This is a genomic window from Chthoniobacterales bacterium, assembly GCA_039930045.1.
Taxonomy (GTDB): domain Bacteria; phylum Verrucomicrobiota; class Verrucomicrobiia; order Chthoniobacterales; family DASVRZ01; genus DASVRZ01.
The window spans coordinates 254,882-271,577 of sequence record JBDSQB010000002.1 but is presented as its reverse complement, the minus strand read 5'-3'; the positions used below and the strand labels follow the sequence as shown (position 1 = coordinate 271,577).

Annotated in this window: 14 protein-coding genes; 4 read left to right on the top strand and 10 right to left on the bottom strand. The window is 57.5% G+C overall.

The window, feature by feature from the left end; translation table 11 throughout:
* Positions 1–45 precede the first annotated feature (45 nt).
* The 7 genes from ABIT76_01415 to ABIT76_01385 all read right to left on the bottom strand — a co-directional run bounded on the left by ABIT76_01415 (position 46) and on the right by ABIT76_01385 (position 10,466).
* Positions 46–717 carry a glycosyltransferase family 2 protein gene (locus ABIT76_01415; protein ID MEO7931794.1) on the bottom strand — a complete coding sequence of 224 codons (672 nt, stop codon included), beginning with the start codon at positions 715–717 and terminating at the stop codon, positions 46–48.
* The gene (gene lipA / locus ABIT76_01410; GenBank protein MEO7931793.1) at positions 701–1,609 is read right to left on the bottom strand and encodes a lipoyl synthase; all 909 of its coding nucleotides are present in this window, start codon (positions 1,607–1,609) and stop codon (positions 701–703) included. The genes ABIT76_01415 and lipA overlap by 17 nt, the downstream gene beginning before the upstream one ends.
* A gap of 34 nt (positions 1,610–1,643) precedes the next feature.
* Complete coding sequence (locus ABIT76_01405; GenBank protein MEO7931792.1) at positions 1,644–2,048, bottom strand: response regulator; 405 nt, start codon at positions 2,046–2,048, stop codon at positions 1,644–1,646.
* Positions 2,049–2,050: 2 nt separating this feature from the next.
* Positions 2,051–3,685 (bottom strand): PAS domain-containing protein, encoded by a 1,635-nt coding sequence (locus tag ABIT76_01400; protein ID MEO7931791.1) that lies wholly within the window; start codon positions 3,683–3,685, stop codon positions 2,051–2,053.
* A 76-nt stretch (positions 3,686–3,761) separates the two neighbouring features.
* Positions 3,762–9,281, bottom strand: coding sequence for an excinuclease ABC subunit UvrA (gene uvrA, locus ABIT76_01395; protein MEO7931790.1), 5,520 nt, complete (start codon positions 9,279–9,281; stop codon positions 3,762–3,764).
* Positions 9,282–9,374: 93 nt separating this feature from the next.
* Positions 9,375–9,782, bottom strand: coding sequence for a hypothetical protein (locus ABIT76_01390; protein MEO7931789.1), 408 nt, complete (start codon positions 9,780–9,782; stop codon positions 9,375–9,377).
* A gap of 78 nt (positions 9,783–9,860) precedes the next feature.
* Positions 9,861–10,466: a hypothetical protein gene (locus tag ABIT76_01385; protein ID MEO7931788.1), complete on the bottom strand. Its 606-nt coding sequence runs from the start codon at positions 10,464–10,466 to the stop codon at positions 9,861–9,863.
* Between the two features lie 125 nt (positions 10,467–10,591).
* Between ABIT76_01385 and ABIT76_01380 the strand changes: the two genes are divergently transcribed.
* Entirely contained in the window at positions 10,592–11,266 is a 675-nt protein-coding gene (locus ABIT76_01380; GenBank protein MEO7931787.1) for a nitroreductase, read from the top strand.
* Between the two features lie 243 nt (positions 11,267–11,509).
* On the opposite strand, the gene ABIT76_01375 is transcribed toward ABIT76_01380, so the two are convergent.
* On the bottom strand, positions 11,510–12,007 hold the full coding sequence (locus ABIT76_01375) for a methylated-DNA--[protein]-cysteine S-methyltransferase (GenBank protein MEO7931786.1): 498 nt from the start codon (positions 12,005–12,007) through the stop codon (positions 11,510–11,512).
* A 5-nt stretch (positions 12,008–12,012) separates the two neighbouring features.
* Positions 12,013–12,357, bottom strand: a complete 345-nt coding sequence (locus tag ABIT76_01370) for a lipid-A-disaccharide synthase N-terminal domain-containing protein (GenBank protein MEO7931785.1) — start codon at positions 12,355–12,357, stop codon at positions 12,013–12,015.
* A gap of 121 nt (positions 12,358–12,478) precedes the next feature.
* On the opposite strand from ABIT76_01370, the gene ABIT76_01365 reads away from it, so the two are divergent.
* Complete coding sequence (locus ABIT76_01365) at positions 12,479–13,201, top strand: site-2 protease family protein (GenBank protein ID MEO7931784.1); 723 nt, start codon at positions 12,479–12,481, stop codon at positions 13,199–13,201.
* A gap of 15 nt (positions 13,202–13,216) precedes the next feature.
* Here the strand turns inward: ABIT76_01365 and ABIT76_01360 are convergent, their stop codons facing one another.
* A complete protein-coding gene (locus ABIT76_01360) occupies positions 13,217–14,317 on the bottom strand; it encodes a CofH family radical SAM protein (protein ID MEO7931783.1) in 1,101 nt (366 codons plus the stop codon).
* Between the two features lie 55 nt (positions 14,318–14,372).
* Here ABIT76_01360 and ABIT76_01355 point away from each other — a divergent pair, with 55 nt between their 5' ends.
* Positions 14,373–15,569: a beta-ketoacyl-[acyl-carrier-protein] synthase family protein gene (locus tag ABIT76_01355; GenBank protein MEO7931782.1), complete on the top strand. Its 1,197-nt coding sequence runs from the start codon at positions 14,373–14,375 to the stop codon at positions 15,567–15,569.
* The gene (locus ABIT76_01350) at positions 15,570–16,631 is read left to right on the top strand and encodes a beta-ketoacyl synthase N-terminal-like domain-containing protein (protein MEO7931781.1); all 1,062 of its coding nucleotides are present in this window, start codon (positions 15,570–15,572) and stop codon (positions 16,629–16,631) included. It abuts the gene before it with no gap.
* Positions 16,632–16,696: the final 65 nt, after the last annotated feature.

Sequence of the window (16,696 nt, the reverse complement as noted above, 5' to 3'; positions counted from 1 at the left end):
CGACTCAAACTCAAAAAGGCGTGGCTTAAAACCACGCCTTTTGCTTTAGCGACGATACCGATGCATCAGCCGGAAAAAGCGGATCGTGTCCCGAAGCGGATGGATTTTGCTCTTTTCATTCCCGTAAATCGTCCTCACTGGGACTGATCCGATTTTGAGTCCGTGACGGGCAATCAGCAGGAGCGTTTCCGTCTCGTAATCGAAATTATTCGTCTCGCAAAGCAGATGCACCAGCGTGTCGCGGCGATACATTCGGAAGCCGCATTGGCTGTCTGGAATAGCCTGCCCACAAGCGCGGCTGATCCGCCAAGACATGAATTTATTGGTCAGCTTTCGCACCAGTGGCATGGCAGTTAGATCGCCCATGCGGTTGCCGCAAAACACGGCGACTTCCATTTCATTGGCGGCGGCGATGAAATGAGGAATGTCGTCCGGGTCGTGCTGTCCGTCGGAATCCATCACCAGAAAATAATCCACCCCGCGCGATTCCAACGTGCGCAGTCCGGTCTTGAGCGACGCACCTTTGCCTTGGTTTCTGGAATGCACGATGACCTCGGCACCCGCCTGACGCGCCCGTTCCGCCGTCTCGTCGGGCGAACCGTCATCGACCATTAAAACGTGGTCGAGATATTTTTTGACTCCGGCGATGACTTTCCCGATGGCGGCTTCCTCGCGGTAACCGGGGATGAGGACGGCGATTTTAGGCGGCGGCGCCACTGTTTCCGAGAGTCGTTAAATCGACATCGCCCGCGTGATACGAGCTGCGCACGAGCGGTCCGCTGGCGACAAACTCGAAGCCTTTTTTGCGAGCGATCTCGCCGTAATTGTCGAAGGTTTCCGGCGTGATGTATTCCACGACCGGCAGGTGATTCGGCGTTGGCCGCAAGTATTGGCCGAGGGTTAAAACCTGCACGCCGGACTCGCGCAAATCGTCCATTGCCTGAAACAACTCATTCTCCTCCTCGCCGAGGCCGAGCATGATGCCGCTCTTGGTCACGATCCCGGGTTGCATCGCCTTCACACGGCGCAAAACGTCGAGCGAGAGCCGGTATTTCGCCCGCGAGCGCACTAGCGGCGTGAGTCGTTCCACCGTCTCGAGGTTGTGATTGAAAATCTGCGGCCCTGCGTCGAGTACCATTTGAATGGCGGCGTCATTGCCATTGAAGTCGGGCGTCAATACTTCGATCACCAGCTTCGGATCGGTCGCACGAACGGCCTCAATCGTTTTCGCAAAATGCGCCGCGCCGCCGTCAGCCAAATCGTCGCGGGCCACTGCCGTGATCACGACGTGTTTCAAATCCATCCGGCTCACCGCCTCGGCCACACGAGTGGGTTCGTCGGCTTCCAGCGCGAGCGGTTTCGCCGTGCTCACCGCACAAAAACCACAGGCGCGCGTGCAGCGTTCCCCGGCAATCATGAAAGTAGCCGTGCCCTGGCTCCAGCATTCCCAGCGATTCGGACATTGGGCTTCCTCGCAGACGGTCACCAATTTCAGGTCCGACATCAGCGCCTTCGTTGAGAAAAATTTCGGATTCGACGGAAGTCGCACCTTGATCCAATCCGGTTTGCGAACCTGATGCAGGGCGGGATCGATCTTGGGTATGGCCATGAGGCGGATAGTGTACGGAGGTGCCAGGAGGAAATCAACCACTACCGAGACTCGACGGAGCCGGCTTTTTGATGAGGTTGCGCTCAATCGTTCGGATCAGGTCGGGAATGCTGACGGGTTTCGCGAGATACGGATAGCCGCTGATTAATTCGCCCGGTTTTTTTTCAGAAGGCGAAATCATCGCCGTGAGAAAAATGATGGGCACTTTTTTCATGACCGGATCGCTTTTGAAGCGCGCGGCCACGTCGCCGCCGTCGGCGTCTGGCATGATTACGTCCAGGAGGATGAGTTCCGGGAGAAAGGCGCGTGCGGCTTCCAGAGCCTGGGTGGAGTTGTTTTCCACCTGCACTTGATACAGATGGGTGCGTTCGAGGGTCAACTTCAGGAGTTTGGTGAAGCCGACTTCGTCGTCGATGATGAGGATGCGTTTGAGTTTCATGGTTATGGGGTGGGAAGAAAAATACTGAAACAAGCGCCGCTGCCGGGGACGTTTTTAACGGAGATTATGCCCCCGTGAAGGGCGATGATGGTTTTAGAGACGCTCAGGCCGAGGCCGGTGCCGCTGCCAGTGGCTTTGGTGGTGAAAAAGGGTTGAAAAATGTGCTCCAGCTTATCCGCTGGAATCCCCGTTCCCGTGTCTTCGATCTCAGTAATTAACAGCCACTCGCCGATGCGGAAGTTTTCGCTGAGGGCGTGTCCCACATTCCCGCCGACCCCGGTGAGTTGTTCGCGCCGGGTGCGAATCGTCAGCGTGCCACCCTTAAGCGCCATGGCGTGGGCGGCATTGGTTAACAGATTGATGAGGACTTGCTCCATTTTCTGCCGATCCATCTCGATCAACGGCAGATCTGTGGAAAGCTCCAGCGCGACTTTGACGTGATGCGTTCGCAGCTCGCCTCTCACAAATTGCAGGGAATGGCGCACGACCTCGTTAAAATCCGCTGCCTCCTGCTGGAGTTTGCGTGGCGCGGAAAAATCCAACAACCCACGGACCACCGTCTCTGCGCGGGCAATCGCGTTCGTCATTTCATCCAGCACGGCCCCGCTTTCTTCGTCGGTCGCGGGAACGGTCTGCCGTAGTAATTCCACTCCCAAATGAAGGACAGCGAGCGGATTTTTAACCTCATGGGCCACGCCTGCCGCCAAACGTCCGACGGATTTTAATTTCTCCGCTTCCACCAGTTGCATCTGCACGTCGCGCAGTTGTTGATGGGCCTCTTTGAGTTTTTCTACGGTCGAGCTGAGTTCCGCGTTGGTCTGGAGAAGGCGTTCCTCGGCTAGCTTTTGCTGTGTGACATTGCGGCCGATGCAAACCAGAAGCTCAGGGCTTTTCTGAGTGCCCTTCACCGGAACTTTGGTGGTCAAAAACCAGGTGCGACTTCCATCGGAACGGATGACGATTTCCTCGCGATTGATCAGCGGAATACCGCTTTCGAGCGTTCGCTGGTCATCACCTTCAAATTTCAATGCCTGCTCCTTGGGAAAAAAATCGTGGGAAGTTTTCCCTACAATTTCCTCTTCTTGATGACGCCCCAAAAACAACCGGTGCGATCCGTTGTCGAGGACATACACGCCGGCGAGATCCTTCACATAGATCGGATCGGGAATGTGTTCGATGACGCTCCGTAGCAGCGACCGCTCAGAATTGAGCCGATCCTCCCATTCCTTTTCGGCAGTGAAATCGCGGGAAATGCCAAATGTCCCGATGATCCTGCCGCTTTCATCACGCATCGGCAGCTTTGTGGAGACCACCCATCGGACCGTCCCGTCGGGAAGGTCCTCACGCTCCAGTTTGCCGACAATGCGATGGCCCGTTTCGACGATTTCCTGCTCGTCCAGTGCCGTGGCCAGGGCGTGTTCTTGACCAAAAAAATCAGAGTCGGTCTTGCCAAGCAGGTCGCTGGCGCTTTGCTGGCCCAGTCTTTGCACCAAGCCACGGCTGACGGCAATGAAGCGACGCTCCAGATCTTTGAAATAGATACAGTCTGGGCTGTTCTCGAGAAGGATTTTTAGCAGAGCCGCTTGTTGCACGGAACTGCCTGCATTTTTTTCGGGATGAAAAGCCGGGAAGGACACACCTGGGGAGGACTACTTTGAAAATACCCCAAGCCGCCCTGCGTTGACAAGCCCTCCGTGAAGGGATACCGCGCAGTTATTTGCCTGCCAGAGTCCGTTTGAGATAGGGCGCGATGCGGCTCGTCTTGCTCGTGCAGATTTCCTCTGGCGTGCCACAGGCGACTAGCTCGCCGCCCGCAGATCCGGCTTCCGGTCCGATGTCCACCACGTAATCGGCTTCAGCGATGACGTTTAAGTTGTGTTCAATGACAATCACCGTGTGACCCACATCGACGAGCCGCTGGATGACGCCAAGCAACATTTCCACGTCGGCCATGTGCAGTCCGATCGTCGGTTCTTCCAGTAGGTAAAGCGTGCTCTTGGCGGACTTCATCTTGCGGACTTTGTTAGTATAATCGCGCGTCGCTCCGAGGCGCAATTCGGAGACGAGTTTGAGTCGTTGCGCCTCGCCGCCGCTCAGAGTCGGGCTTGGCTGGCCGAGCTTGAGATAACCCAAGCCCGTCTCGACTAACAAGTTCAGCGTGCGATGTATTTTTGGGCTGGCGGAGAAAAATTCCGCCGCCTGCGCGATGGTCATGTTCATTACGTCGCCGATGTTTTTACCATTGTATTCCACCTCGCGAGTCTGGGCGTTATAGCGGGTTTCGCCGCAATCCTCGCACGGCACATAGCTTGGCGGCAGGAAGTTCATTTCCATCTTGATTACGCCCTGACCCGCGCAGGTTTCGCAGCGTCCGCCCTCGGTGTTGAAGGAGAAACGACTGTTAGTATAACCTCGCATCCGCGACATCGGCAACGCGGCAAAATGCAGCCGGATTTCGTCGAAGACCTTGATATAAGTCGCCGGAATCGAGCGCGAGGATTTGCCGATCGGCGACTGATCAACCTCGTAGATGGCTTCGAGAAATTCTGTACCTTTGAGATCGGGATACTTGCCCGTTTTTTTGGCTTTGGTATTGAGCGCCTCCTCCACGGCCGGCCGCAGTGCGCCGCGCATCAGGGTGCTTTTACCAGAACCGGAAATTCCCGTGATGGCTGTGAGCCGACCGATGGGGAATTTGACCGTGATGTTTTTTAGATTGTTAACATCGGCCTTGATGATTTGCAGCCAGTCCACTTTGGCGAGGGAACGGCGCGAACCTAACAACGGATGCTGCATCGGCTTCTTCAGGTAACGTCCGGTCTGAGAATTTTTGTTGGCTTTGATTTGACTCAAAGTCCCCTGGGCGACGACTTCGCCGCCGTTCATGCCGGCACCGGGGCCGAGATCGACAATGATGTCGGAGCGGCGCATGGTTTCCTCGTCGTGCTCGACAATCACAAGCGTGTTGCCCTTGGCTTTGAGCGCTTCGAGAGTGTCTAACAACGCGTCGTTGTCGCGCGGATGCAATCCGATGGTCGGCTCATCAAGAACGTAAAGCACGCCGCGCAGATTGGAACCTAACTGCGCCGCGAGCCGGATGCGCTGGCTCTCGCCTCCGCTCAAAGTCTTCGCGGAACGATCCAGCGCCAGATAGCTCAGGCCGACGTTTTCCATGAACTTCAGCCGCTGCGTGATCTCTGGAATGATGTCCTCCGAGATGACTAGCTGTTGTTTCTGGAAGGTTAGCTTTTGCACGGTCTCCAACGAATCGCGCACGCTGCCGTGGGTCAGCCGGTCGATGGTTAGATCATTCAATCTAACATTGCGCGCCACTTCATTCAGACGCGCCCCTTTGCAGACGTGACACGGCTTCGATTCCCCTTCCTCCATTGACTCGTGGGCTTTTTCTTCGGCAAGCTCGCGCTCCAGCATGGAGGCGTCTTCGTCTAGGTTAATGGCGGCCTCAAAAATCTCGCCGAATCCATTGCAAGTCGTGCACCAGCCGTGAGGCGAGTTAAAGGAAAACAAACGCGGGTCCAGTTCCTCGAAGGCGCGCGAACATTTCGGGCAGGTCATCTCCGTGCTGAGAATTGTCTCCTGTCCGGCGACATAGATTTTGGCGGTGCGCTTGCCGATTTGCAGTGCGCGTTCCACCAGAGGTCTGACATCAGCCTTCTTCACTTGCGACAGGTCGGCCAGCACGATGTCGATGGTGTGTTCCTTAAAACGTTCCAGCTTCTCGAAGTTAGCAGAAGGAATAAATTTCCCATCGACTAACAATGTCTCGAAACCGTCCTTGGCTGCCGCCGCGGCCACATCGGTGTGGAAGCCTTTTCTAGCTTTCACGACCGTGGCCAGCAAATAGGAGGTCTTCTTTCCGACGACCTTTTCCACTTGCTCGATGATGCGCTGAATGGTCTGTCCCTCGACAGGAATCTGACATTTCGGGCAATACTGCGTGCCGAGTTTGGCAAACATTAGGCGCAGGAAATGATAGACCTCGGTGACGGTCGCAACCGTCGATTTTCCGCCGCCGCGCGTGATGCGCTGCTCGATGGCGACGCTAGGAGGAAGCCCCTCGATGTGATCGACATCGGGCTTCTCCAACTGCTCGACAAATTGCCGCGCGTAGGGCGACATGCTGTCGAGAAAGCGGCGCTGGCCCTCGGCAAAAAGAATGTCGAAGGCGAGCGTGGATTTTCCAGATCCGCTCAGGCCGGTGATCGTGATCATCTTCTCGCGTGGCAGGGTAACGGTGAAGTTTTTGAGGTTATGTTCGCGCGCGCCGTGGATGGTGATGCCGGAGGATTGCCCCTTGAAACCGACCGGACGGGGAATGATTTCCTCCCTGACGCGAGTCCCCTGGAGCACGCCGCGCAGGTAGCGTCCGGTGTGGGATTCCTTAATGTTAGATACCTGCTCTGGAGTACCCTCGGCGATGATCAGGCCTCCCTCCTCGCCAGCTTCGGGGCCGAGGTCAATGACGTGATCGGCGCTTTTGATGACCTCGAGATTGTGCTCGATGACAATGAGAGTGTTGCCTGCATCGACTAGCTTTTGGAAGACGTTCAACAACAGCGCGACATCATCGAAATGAAGTCCAGTGGTCGGTTCGTCGAAAATGAGGAGCGACTTCTGGTGCAGGTTAGACTTCTCTACGAGATGTCCGACTAACTTGAGTCGCTGGCTTTCTCCGCCACTCAGGACGTTGACCGGCTGGCCGAGTTTCAGGTAGCCGAGGCCGACGCTTTCCAAGGTGCGGAAAGGTTCCAAAATCTTTTTGTTAGCTCCATGTTCGGTGAAAAACGCGATGGCTTCACTAACAGTTAGTTCTAGGACATCGTGAATCGATTTTCCGTGGAGTTGAATGGCTAGAACATGCGGCTGGTAGCGTTTCCCTTCGCACTCGGAGCAACGGATGAAAAGATCGCTGAGAAACTGCATCTCAACCTTTTCATAGCCGAGTCCATTGCAGCGCTGGCAGCGCCCAGTTCCGCTGTTGAAGGAGAACGTGCTGGCGGTAAATCCCGCCGCCTGCGCCGCGGAACTGTCGGCAAATTGTTTGCGCAACTCGTCGAAGACTCCCAAGTAAACGGCTGGCGTGGAGCGCGGGCTGCGGGCGAGCGGCGACTGGTCGACCATCACGACCTGATCAACGGCGTGGCCTCCTAATATGCTGCGGCAATGCCCAATAACTTCTCCGGTTGGCAGGCCTTTGATGCGAAGCAGATTTTCGTGGAGAACCGTGTGTACGAGACTGGATTTTCCACTGCCGGAAACGCCAGTGACGCAGGTGAAAAGTCCCAGCGGAAACTTGACGTCGATGTCGCGCAGGTTGTTTTCGGTGGCACCTTTGACGGTGAGCCAGGCTTTGGCTTTGCGACGTTTGACTGGAACTGGAATGGATTTGCGGCCATACAAATACGCAGCGGTGAGCGAGCGCTGATTACTATGCAACTCCGATGCGTTTCCAGCGAAGACCAGCTCGCCTCCGTCGTTGCCGCGACCTGGGCCGATGTCGATCAGATAGTCGGCAGAGCGGATGACCGCCTCCTCGTGTTCGACGACTAACAAAGTGTTGCCCTTGTTGCGCAACTGCTGCATGACTCCTATCAGTTTGCTAACATCGCGCGGATGCAGCCCTACCGTCGGCTCGTCCATGACGAACAAGGTGTTAACCAACGACGCTCCGAGACAAGTGGTGAGCGTGACGCGCTCGACTTCGCCGCCGGAAAGCGTGCGCGTGCTGCGGTCGAGATCGAGGTAGCCGAGGCCGACCTCGTCGAGATAGCGCAGGCGAGAAACGACTTCGCCACGAATCATCGTGCCCGTCTTGTCCGCCGCTGGAACCAGGAAGGTTTCTAACAAAGTTGCCAGTTGTCTCACCGGCGTTCGGCTCAGCTGCGGAAGCGTATAGCGTTTCCCCGCTTGATCGACCAATTGATAGTTCAGCGTCGCGGGTTGGAAGCGGCCACCATGACAATCCGGGCACTCGGTGTAGGCGCGGTAGCGGCTGAGGAAAACGCGGATGTGCATTTTGTAAGTGCGCGCCTCCATCCAGTCGAAGAAACCTTTCACGCCATACCATTGGTCGTTTTTCCAGAGTTCCTCGTTGCTAACATCGATGCCTCCCTCGCCTTGGAGCACCCATTTTTGATCGGCAGGGGAAAGCTCGGCAAACGGACAATAAACATCGACCAGATTGCGCTGGGCATGGCGCATCAGATCGGACTGGCATTCCTTGGATTGTCCGCTCTGGAACGGCTTCACCACGCCCTCGGCGATGCTCAGCGATTTGTCGGGCAGCGCACGGTCGAGATCGAGCCCAATCGTGCGGCCAAAACCACGGCAGGTCGGGCACGCGCCGAGCGGATTGTTAAAGGAAAAAAGTCCCGGCGATGGCGGGCGGATCGTTTCGTCGCAATGCGCGCAGTGCCAGCCTTTGGAGAAAGGCTGCGATTCCAGCGTCTTGAGATTCGTGACGGTAATCTTTCCCTTGCCGAAATTGAGCGCCGTTTCCGCCGCCTCGGTGAGCCGGGAAAATGAGTCGGGTTGCACTGTTATCCGGTCCTGGACGACTTCCACGACGCCGTGCAGGGCGGTGAGCGTCGGCGCCTCGTCGGTGCGATGCATTTTTCCATCGCGCCAGATGCGGAGATAGCCTTGGGCGGTGAGAAATTTGAAGAAATCCGCCGGCTTAGTGTTCGGCGGAACGGGCACGCCAAAGGTGATGAGAATCGTCTCACCGGCGTGCTCTTTTTGGAGTTGAGTGACGATCGACTGTGCTGTCTCGGGTCGAATTTCCCGGTCGCAAATCGGACAAAACGCCCGCGCCAGCCGTGGCACGAGAAGTTTCAGGTAATCGTTAATCTCCGTCATCGTCCCGACGGTCGAGCGCGTGGTGCGAACGCCGTTTTTCTGCTCGATGGCGATGGCGGGCGGGATGCCGAGAATCTCGTCCACCCGCGGCTTGTCCATGCGGTCGAGAAATTGCCGCGTGTAAGGCGAGAACGTCTCCACGTAACGTCGCTGGCCCTCGGCGTAGATCGTGTCGAAAGCGAGCGAGGACTTGCCCGATCCGCTGGGACCGGTGACGACAATCAACTGATTTAGCGGCAGGTCGAGATCAATGCCCTTCAGATTGTTCTGACGAACATTGCGGATGCGGATGGAGTCGGCCAGTGGTGCGGCCTTGGGGACGGGTGCGGAAGGTTTCTTACTAACTGCGGGCATGGGACGAAGTTACGATTGGCCGGGCAAAGTGGATTTGCCGCGGCTACACCTATAGCCGATTTTCCGGCGACTTTCAGCCCAATCTGTCGTTTGCTAGCTGCGGTTGCGCCATTCGTGCAAAGCCAAGGCGATGGAAACAGCCGAGGGATCGCTCGATTCCAACTCAGAGATCAATTGCAGGCGCGCTTCTTCCACCCGGTTCGTCTTTTTAGGGGCCTTCCCAGCCAGCTTGGCGGGCAGATTGATTGTCAGCGGCAGATACTGGCGCGCGTCCGGTGGAGTCTGGTCCTCCAAGTCTGCTTTCAGAAAGATCAAACCCTGCTGAGGATCGAATTCTTGGAAAGATCGGAAGATCGCTTTGCGCTGGTTAAGAGTGAAGCCGCGACTGCCTGCGAAGATGCGCGAGCAAAGGGACTGTTCGATACCGGTGATTTTTGCAAATTCCGCCTGCGTGTGATCAGCCCGGAGCCAAATTTGGAGAGCTTTTTGTAAATGTGACATTTGGCGGGGACAATGTCACACGTCGCCGAAAATGAATAGGCCTGCTTAAAAAAGCGTTAAAGAATCGTTCTAAAATTCCTAGTAGGTCTTTCGCTTTCCTTCCAGAAGCACCTTGAAGTCGTCGGTTTTCTTATAAATTTCCTCCAGCTGCGCGCTGGAGCTTTTCAGGCGGATCATCTTGCCGCCGGTCGATATGGTCACGATCCAACCCTCGGGTTTGCTGCCGGTTTTGTAAGACGAATTGTAGTAGTAATAGTCGCCTGAATAATGGGCCGTGGTGGAATCCAGCGCGTCGGAAACCACCGTCGCTTTTTCCGTGCCACCGGGGGCCATTTGGATCGTCTTCGTGTCGCGTCCGGAGAGAAAACGTTTTCCGCCGCGCGCTGGAATCGCGAAAAAATACCACTCGACGACGAACTCGCCCGGAAGCTTCGCCGGATTGCGCAGGACGATCTCCAGGGCGCGGGCCCGGGTGACGTTTTTGCTGTAGGAACCCCAGACAGAGCGCCAGTTTTCGCTGCTGGAAACATTCGTTCCCAAGTCTTTCACGTCGAGAAAGACGCTCTGGCTGGTCGCCGCACCCGCTGGCAATGGAGTGGGCGTTGCGGCTGGCGGCACGTCCTGTGCGAGGGCGGCAACCGTGAAAAACCACAGGCTAGCGAGACAGAAAGACAGGCTTTTCATGCGTTGTTCATAGGGAATGCCGCCGCCAAAGCGAAGCTTAATAAGTGCCTCACTCGACTCACAGCCACATGCACCGGGTACGCTTCCCCATTGCAACCTGACTCGCCTTGCTAAAATGTGGGCGCATGACCACAGAGGAACTTTTCTACTCGCGCCGCTCGGTGCGCGCCTTTTTGCCGACGCCAGTTTCGCGCGCCACCATCGAGAAAATCCTCCTTGCTGCCGCCCGCGCTCCCTCGGGCACGAACACCCAGCCCTGGCGCGTCGCCGTTCTCACCGGGGCCAGCCTCACCACTCTCACCGAGAAACTTCTCGCCGCCACCGCCGACCCCGAGCGCAGCCTGAAATACGGCGAGGACTACGCCTATTACCCGAAGCAATGGCACTCGCCCTACCTCGATCGTCGCCGCAAAATCGGCTACGACATGTATGGTCTCCTCGGCATTGGACGCCGCGAAGTCGTGCGCATGAGAGAACAATGGAACCGCAATTTCGAGTTCTTCGGCGCTCCCGTGGGCCTCATGTTTACCATTGAGCGCGTGATGGAGCAGGGAAGCTGGCTCGACTACGGGATGTTTCTCCAGAGCCTCATGCTCGCCGCTCGCGCCGAGGGGCTCGACACCTGTCCGCAGGCGGCTTTCAACGAATTCCACAGCCTCATCCTGCCCCACATCGGTGCCGGGGAAAACGAGACGCTGGTCTGCGGCATGTCGCTCGGTTACGCGGACGAAAGCGCTGTGGTCAACCAGCTGCAAACCGAACGAGCCCCATTGGAGGAATTCGTCCGATTCCTGGAATAAATCGTCCCGTCCTCCAAGTGGAGTGACATCCATCTGGAACTCGGAGTCGCCATCCGCGCGGAGTTGCGAGTCTTCGGGAGCACACGCGTCTCGCGTGTTCTTTGAGGTGTCTTGCCTCAAAGCCTGTGCCGTCGAGAAAACCACCGGACGAGACGTCCGCTGGAACACGCGAGACGCGTGCGCTCCCGGGGAAAGCCGCTTCGGAGTCTCGCGGCGCCGTTTGCCGGGGTCAGCCAGCCAAAGTCAAGCCGTCGCTGCCTGGAGGTGGCTTTTTTCCAAGTCGAGCAGGAAGCGTTTGCGTTCCAGACCGCCGCCGTAGCCGGTGAGGGTGCCATTTTTGCCGATAACCCGGTGACAGGGGACGATAATGGAAAAAGGGTTGCGTCCATTGGCCAGGCCGACGGCGCGCACGCCGAGGGGATTGCCGATGCGCCGGGCTTGTTCGCCGTAGCTGATGGTTTCGCCAAAAGGAATTTCCAGCAACGCCTGCCAGACGCGGCGCTGAAACGGCGTGCCTTGTTGCCAGTCGAGCGCGAGGTCGAACGTCCGCAGGCGACCGGCAAAATATGAGTCGAGTTGCATCCGAACCTCGGCAAAAGGCGCGTCATCGGCGATCCATTCGTCCCGCAGAATCGTCGCGTGCGCCTCCATGAAAACCCCAGTAAGCCCGCGCCCGGAGGCGAGGAGGGTGAGCGTTCCGATGGGCGACGGCATCTGGCTGTAATAGAGGGGGGCAGTCATGAGTTTCAGGCGGCTTTGGTTGGAGAGTTGGTGGGATATTTCTTTTTCCCGGCGGCGATGAGCATGAGGTTGCGGATGTAAACGACGGTGGGAAACGCGAACCCGAGAATGATCGGCATCTTGCCCACATGGATGGCGTAGGCGAGCGAAAGCACGCTGCCGACGATGCTCAGATACCAGAATTGAATGGGGATCACGCTCTGTTTCAGCTTCTCCGAGGCATACCATTGGACGATGAAGCGGCTGGCAAACGTGAGATTGCCCACGTAGCCGACGAGGCTCCAGAGAGTGAGTTCGCCCTGGAGATTCTTCAGGAGATTATCAAAATAGGTCGCTACGAGAAAAGTCATACGCGGGCGATTAGGCTCTGAAACGGGAAGTTTCGCCAAGCAGAAAAAGTGAGCGGAGTTGCGGTGCAATGGGGTTTTTCCCTGTGCCCTTTGACGGGCTCCGTGCGATGGTTTCCGACTTATGCTTCCATCACAGAAAGGAGCCTTTCGGCTTTTCAGCGCCTTTGGCATCCAGGTTTTTCTCCATTGGAGCTGGTTTGTGGTCGCTTACTGGCGCTTTCAAAACGGCAAGGCGGCCTACGAGCAACCGCTCTGGATGCTGGGGGAATACGTCTCGCTTTTCGCCATCGTCCTCATGCACGAATTTGGCCATTCGCTCGCCTGCCGGTCGGTGGGCGGGAGTGCGGATCAAATCATTTTGTGGCCATTTGGTGGCATCGCCTTTGTGCGGCCACCGCATCGGCCGGGTGCTTTTCTCTGGAGCATCGCCGCCGGTCCGCTGGTGAATGTGGTGCTGGTGCCCGTGCTGTTCGTGGCGAATTATGTGCTCATTCACCAAGGAATCGTGCCGCTCGACAGTGACGCGGCTTATTTCCTTCGGATGATCACGAGGATCAATCTGGGCCTGCTGATCTTTAATATTCTGCCGATCTATCCGCTCGACGGCGGGCAGATTTTCCAGTCGATCCTCTGGTTTTTCGTCGGCTACGCCAAAAGCGTGATCGTGGCTGCGGGTCTCGGTTTGCTGGCGGGTGTGGGCGTTGTCGGATTCGCCTTCTATATTGGCGAATGGTGGCTGGGTCTGATCGCAATCTTCCTCATCAGCCAGTCCTGGCGCAGTTTTCAGATGGCTCGGGCCATTTTGAACCAGGAAAAAGCCTCAAACGACGACATCCTGATCTAACTCGACTGGGACGTCTCAGACCTTCTGCACGACGTTGTAAAACGAGTCGCGCAAGACCGGCTCGTAACCCGCGCCCTCGATGGCGTTCACGAGCGACGATTCCGTCTGCGACAGAGGCGAATCGGCCCCGGCCATGTGGTAGATGCGTTCCTCTTCGATCGTGCCGTCGAGGTCGTCCGCTCCAAAATCGAGGCAGCGCGTGGCGAGTTCCAGTCCGTAGCTGATCCAATACGCTTTGATGTGATCGAAGTTGTCCAGATACGCCCGGCAGACGGCGATGTTGCGGAGCGTTTCCTCGGCACCGACTGCGGGCAAATGCGCCAGCTTGTGAGCCGGGTGAAAGGCTAATGGCAGCAGCGCCAGGAACCCACCCGTTTCATCCTGCAAATCGCGCAACTGCCGGAGGTGATCGACCCGATGTTGCGCTGTTTCCTGATGGCCAAAAAGCATCGTCGCCGTAGAGCGAATCCCCATTTTATGCGCCGTGCGATGGACGTGGAGCCATTCCTCGCCCGACTCTTTGCCACGGCAAATCTGATTGCGAATCGACGGCTCAAAAATCTCCGCGCCGCCGCCGGTGAGACAACCCAGACCCGCCTCGCGGAGCTGTTCGAGCACGGACTCGATCGGCATTTTTCCGACCCAGGCGAGGTGCAGGATTTCGATCGCCGTGAACGCCTTGATCGTCAGCCGCGGACTCGCCGCCCGGATCGCCCGCAGGATGTCCAGATAAACGGGGAATTTCCAAGTCGGATGCAACCCGCCGACCATGTGGATCTCCCACGCGCCCGCCGCTGCCGCCTGCTGCGCGCGTTGGGCGATCTCGTCGATGCTCAGTTCGTAGGCGCCGGCGTCGCGTTTCCGTTTGGCGAAGGCGCAAAAATCGCAGTCGAGCACGCAGATATTCGAGTAATTGATGTGCCGGTTGATCGTGTAAAACGCCCGGCGCCGATGACGCTCGTGACGTGCGCGATAGCCGACGCCAGCGAGATGTTCCAAGTCCTGGCAGGCATACAACTCGAGGGCTTCGGCATCGGTGAGGCGGCTTTTTGAGGAGGAATTGCCTTTCTTTCCAGCCAGCAGATCAAGTGTAGTAGGGGAATCGCCGTTAAACATTTTCAAAAACCTTACGGCTCTGTTATAGAAATCGGACTCATTCTGCAACTCATAAATGACGCAAGATCAACTACCTAGCCAGCGGGTTGCCATCGTTTCTTACGGCGTCGTCAGTCCCCTGGGAATAGGGAAAGACGACACGCTGACGGCGTTGCGCGAGGGGCGCGACGCAGTGCGCGAAGTCACCGCCTTCGACGTCAGCCAGACGAAATGCAAGACGGCGGCGCACGTTGATCCGAGTTTCATTGCCATGGAAAACAAGGCGCGGCGGCGGTTGCATCCAGCGGCGCACATGTTGATCGCGGCCATGGCCGAGGCAGTCGCTGGCATGGGCGATGTGCAGCCCGAGCTGTGCGTAATTGGCACCACGAGCGGCGGAATGACGTTTGGAGAGAAATTTTATCGCGCCATCCGCGACGGCAAAAAAATGGACAGCCCCGCGACGGCGGTGGCGAATTACACCCCGCAAAAACCCGTTCTCGACGCCTTGGAAACGGTCGGGCACGCCATGCCGATCCAGATCATAGCCAACGCCTGCGCCACCGGGACGAATGCCATCGGGCACGCTTTTTCGCTGATCAAAGCGGGCCGCTGCCAGTCGGTTTTGTGCGGCGGTTACGATGCGCTCAGCGAGCTGGTTTACGTCGGGTTTGATTCGCTTCAGGCGTCCACCTCCGAGAAAATTCGCCCATTCGACTTGCATCGCACCGGGCTCGTCCTGGGCGAGGGCTCGGCGGTTTTTGCTTTGGAAAACTGGGAGGCTGCGGAACGTCGCGGAGCGAACATCGTCGGGGAAATCATTGGTTACGGCGTTTCGACCGACACATTTAATCTCACCCAGCCGCATCCGTCCGGCATTGGACCCAAACTCGCCATGCAGCGCGCCCTCGACTCGGCAAAAATCGCTCCTAAAGATGTCGATTACATCAACGCTCACGGGACGGCGACCCAGTTTAACGACGCCACGGAAGGTCTCGCGATCTCGGAAATTTTCAATCGAGTTCCAGTCAGTTCGACGAAGTCCATGATGGGCCATTCGCTGGGCGCGGCGGGCGCGATCGAGGCCGCTTTTTCCCTGCTCGCTCTGGAGCACGGCTTCCTGCCGCCGAACATCAATTCGCAGGAACCCGATCCGCAAAACACGTTCGATCTCGTGGCAAACACCTCGCGTCCGGCGAACCTCCGCAGAGTGTTGTCCAACTCGTTTGGCTTTGGCGGAACGAACGCGGCCATCCTTCTCCAGCGCAACTAAATGAACGTCGCCATTTCTGGAATCGGGCTGGTTTCGCCATTTGGCACTGATGTGGCGGAGACGTGGCGAAGGATTTCCGCAGGCGAACGCGCGCCGCTTTCTGAGCTGACTTCCAGTCTTTCCTCGCGCACGTTTCCCTATCTGGCGGTGCCGCGCGAATCGGTGCGCGAATACGAGCGTCACCCGCGCTTGCGGCGTTCCAGCGAGATTTCGCACTACGCCGCCATCGCCGGAATGAAGGCGTTGCAGGACGCGGGCATCGACCCAAAAACGAGTCGCATCGGAGTCGTCTTTGGCATTTCCAGCGGCGGCGTGCGTTATACGACGCGGTTTTATCACGACGTCATCACGACGGGAGCGAGCACGGCGAGTCCGCTGCTTTTTCCGGAGACAGTTTACAATGCGCCTGCCAGTCACCTCGCGGCATTGCTCGGTCTCGATGGAATGACTTACACGCTGGTCGGCGACTCGATGATCGGACTTTCCGCGCTCAGTTTCGGTGCCGATCTGGTGGCCACGGGCCAGTTAGATCATTGTGTGGTCGTGGCGAGCGAAGAGGCGGAATGGATTTTGTGCGAGGCGTTTCGCAGAAGCCGGTTTTTCACGATCGCGGCGGAGACGAAACCCTTCGGCGGCCCCGGCAATCGCGGGACCGTTTTCTCCGAGGGAGCGGCGGCGGTCGTGCTGTCGCAGTCGGGTTCCATCGAAATTGCCGCCGTCCATCGCGGCATTCCCTATTTCAAAAATACCGCTGCCGAAACTGCTTTGCGCACCGTGCTTTCTGACTTGGGCGACACTCCCGAAGTCGTCCTCACCGGCGCTAACGGAACCCGCCTCGACGATGCCGAGGCGTCGGCCCTGCAAGCCGTCTGGCCGGGTGCCAAAATGATCGCTGGCAAAGCCGCGCTGGGTGAATCCGTCGGTGCCGGAGCCTTGCAACAAACCGTCCTCGCCGCCCAATTACTCCGCGAAAATGTCTGCCAGCGCGCCGGCATTTCCGCCATTGGCTACAACACCCTGGCCGCAGGCGCGATCCTTCAAAAAAGAGTCCAGCCGAGGTGAGCAGGCCGATTTATCTAGGCAAAATAGTGCTTCCCGCCGACGCTGCGACTCCTTAAAACACCTTG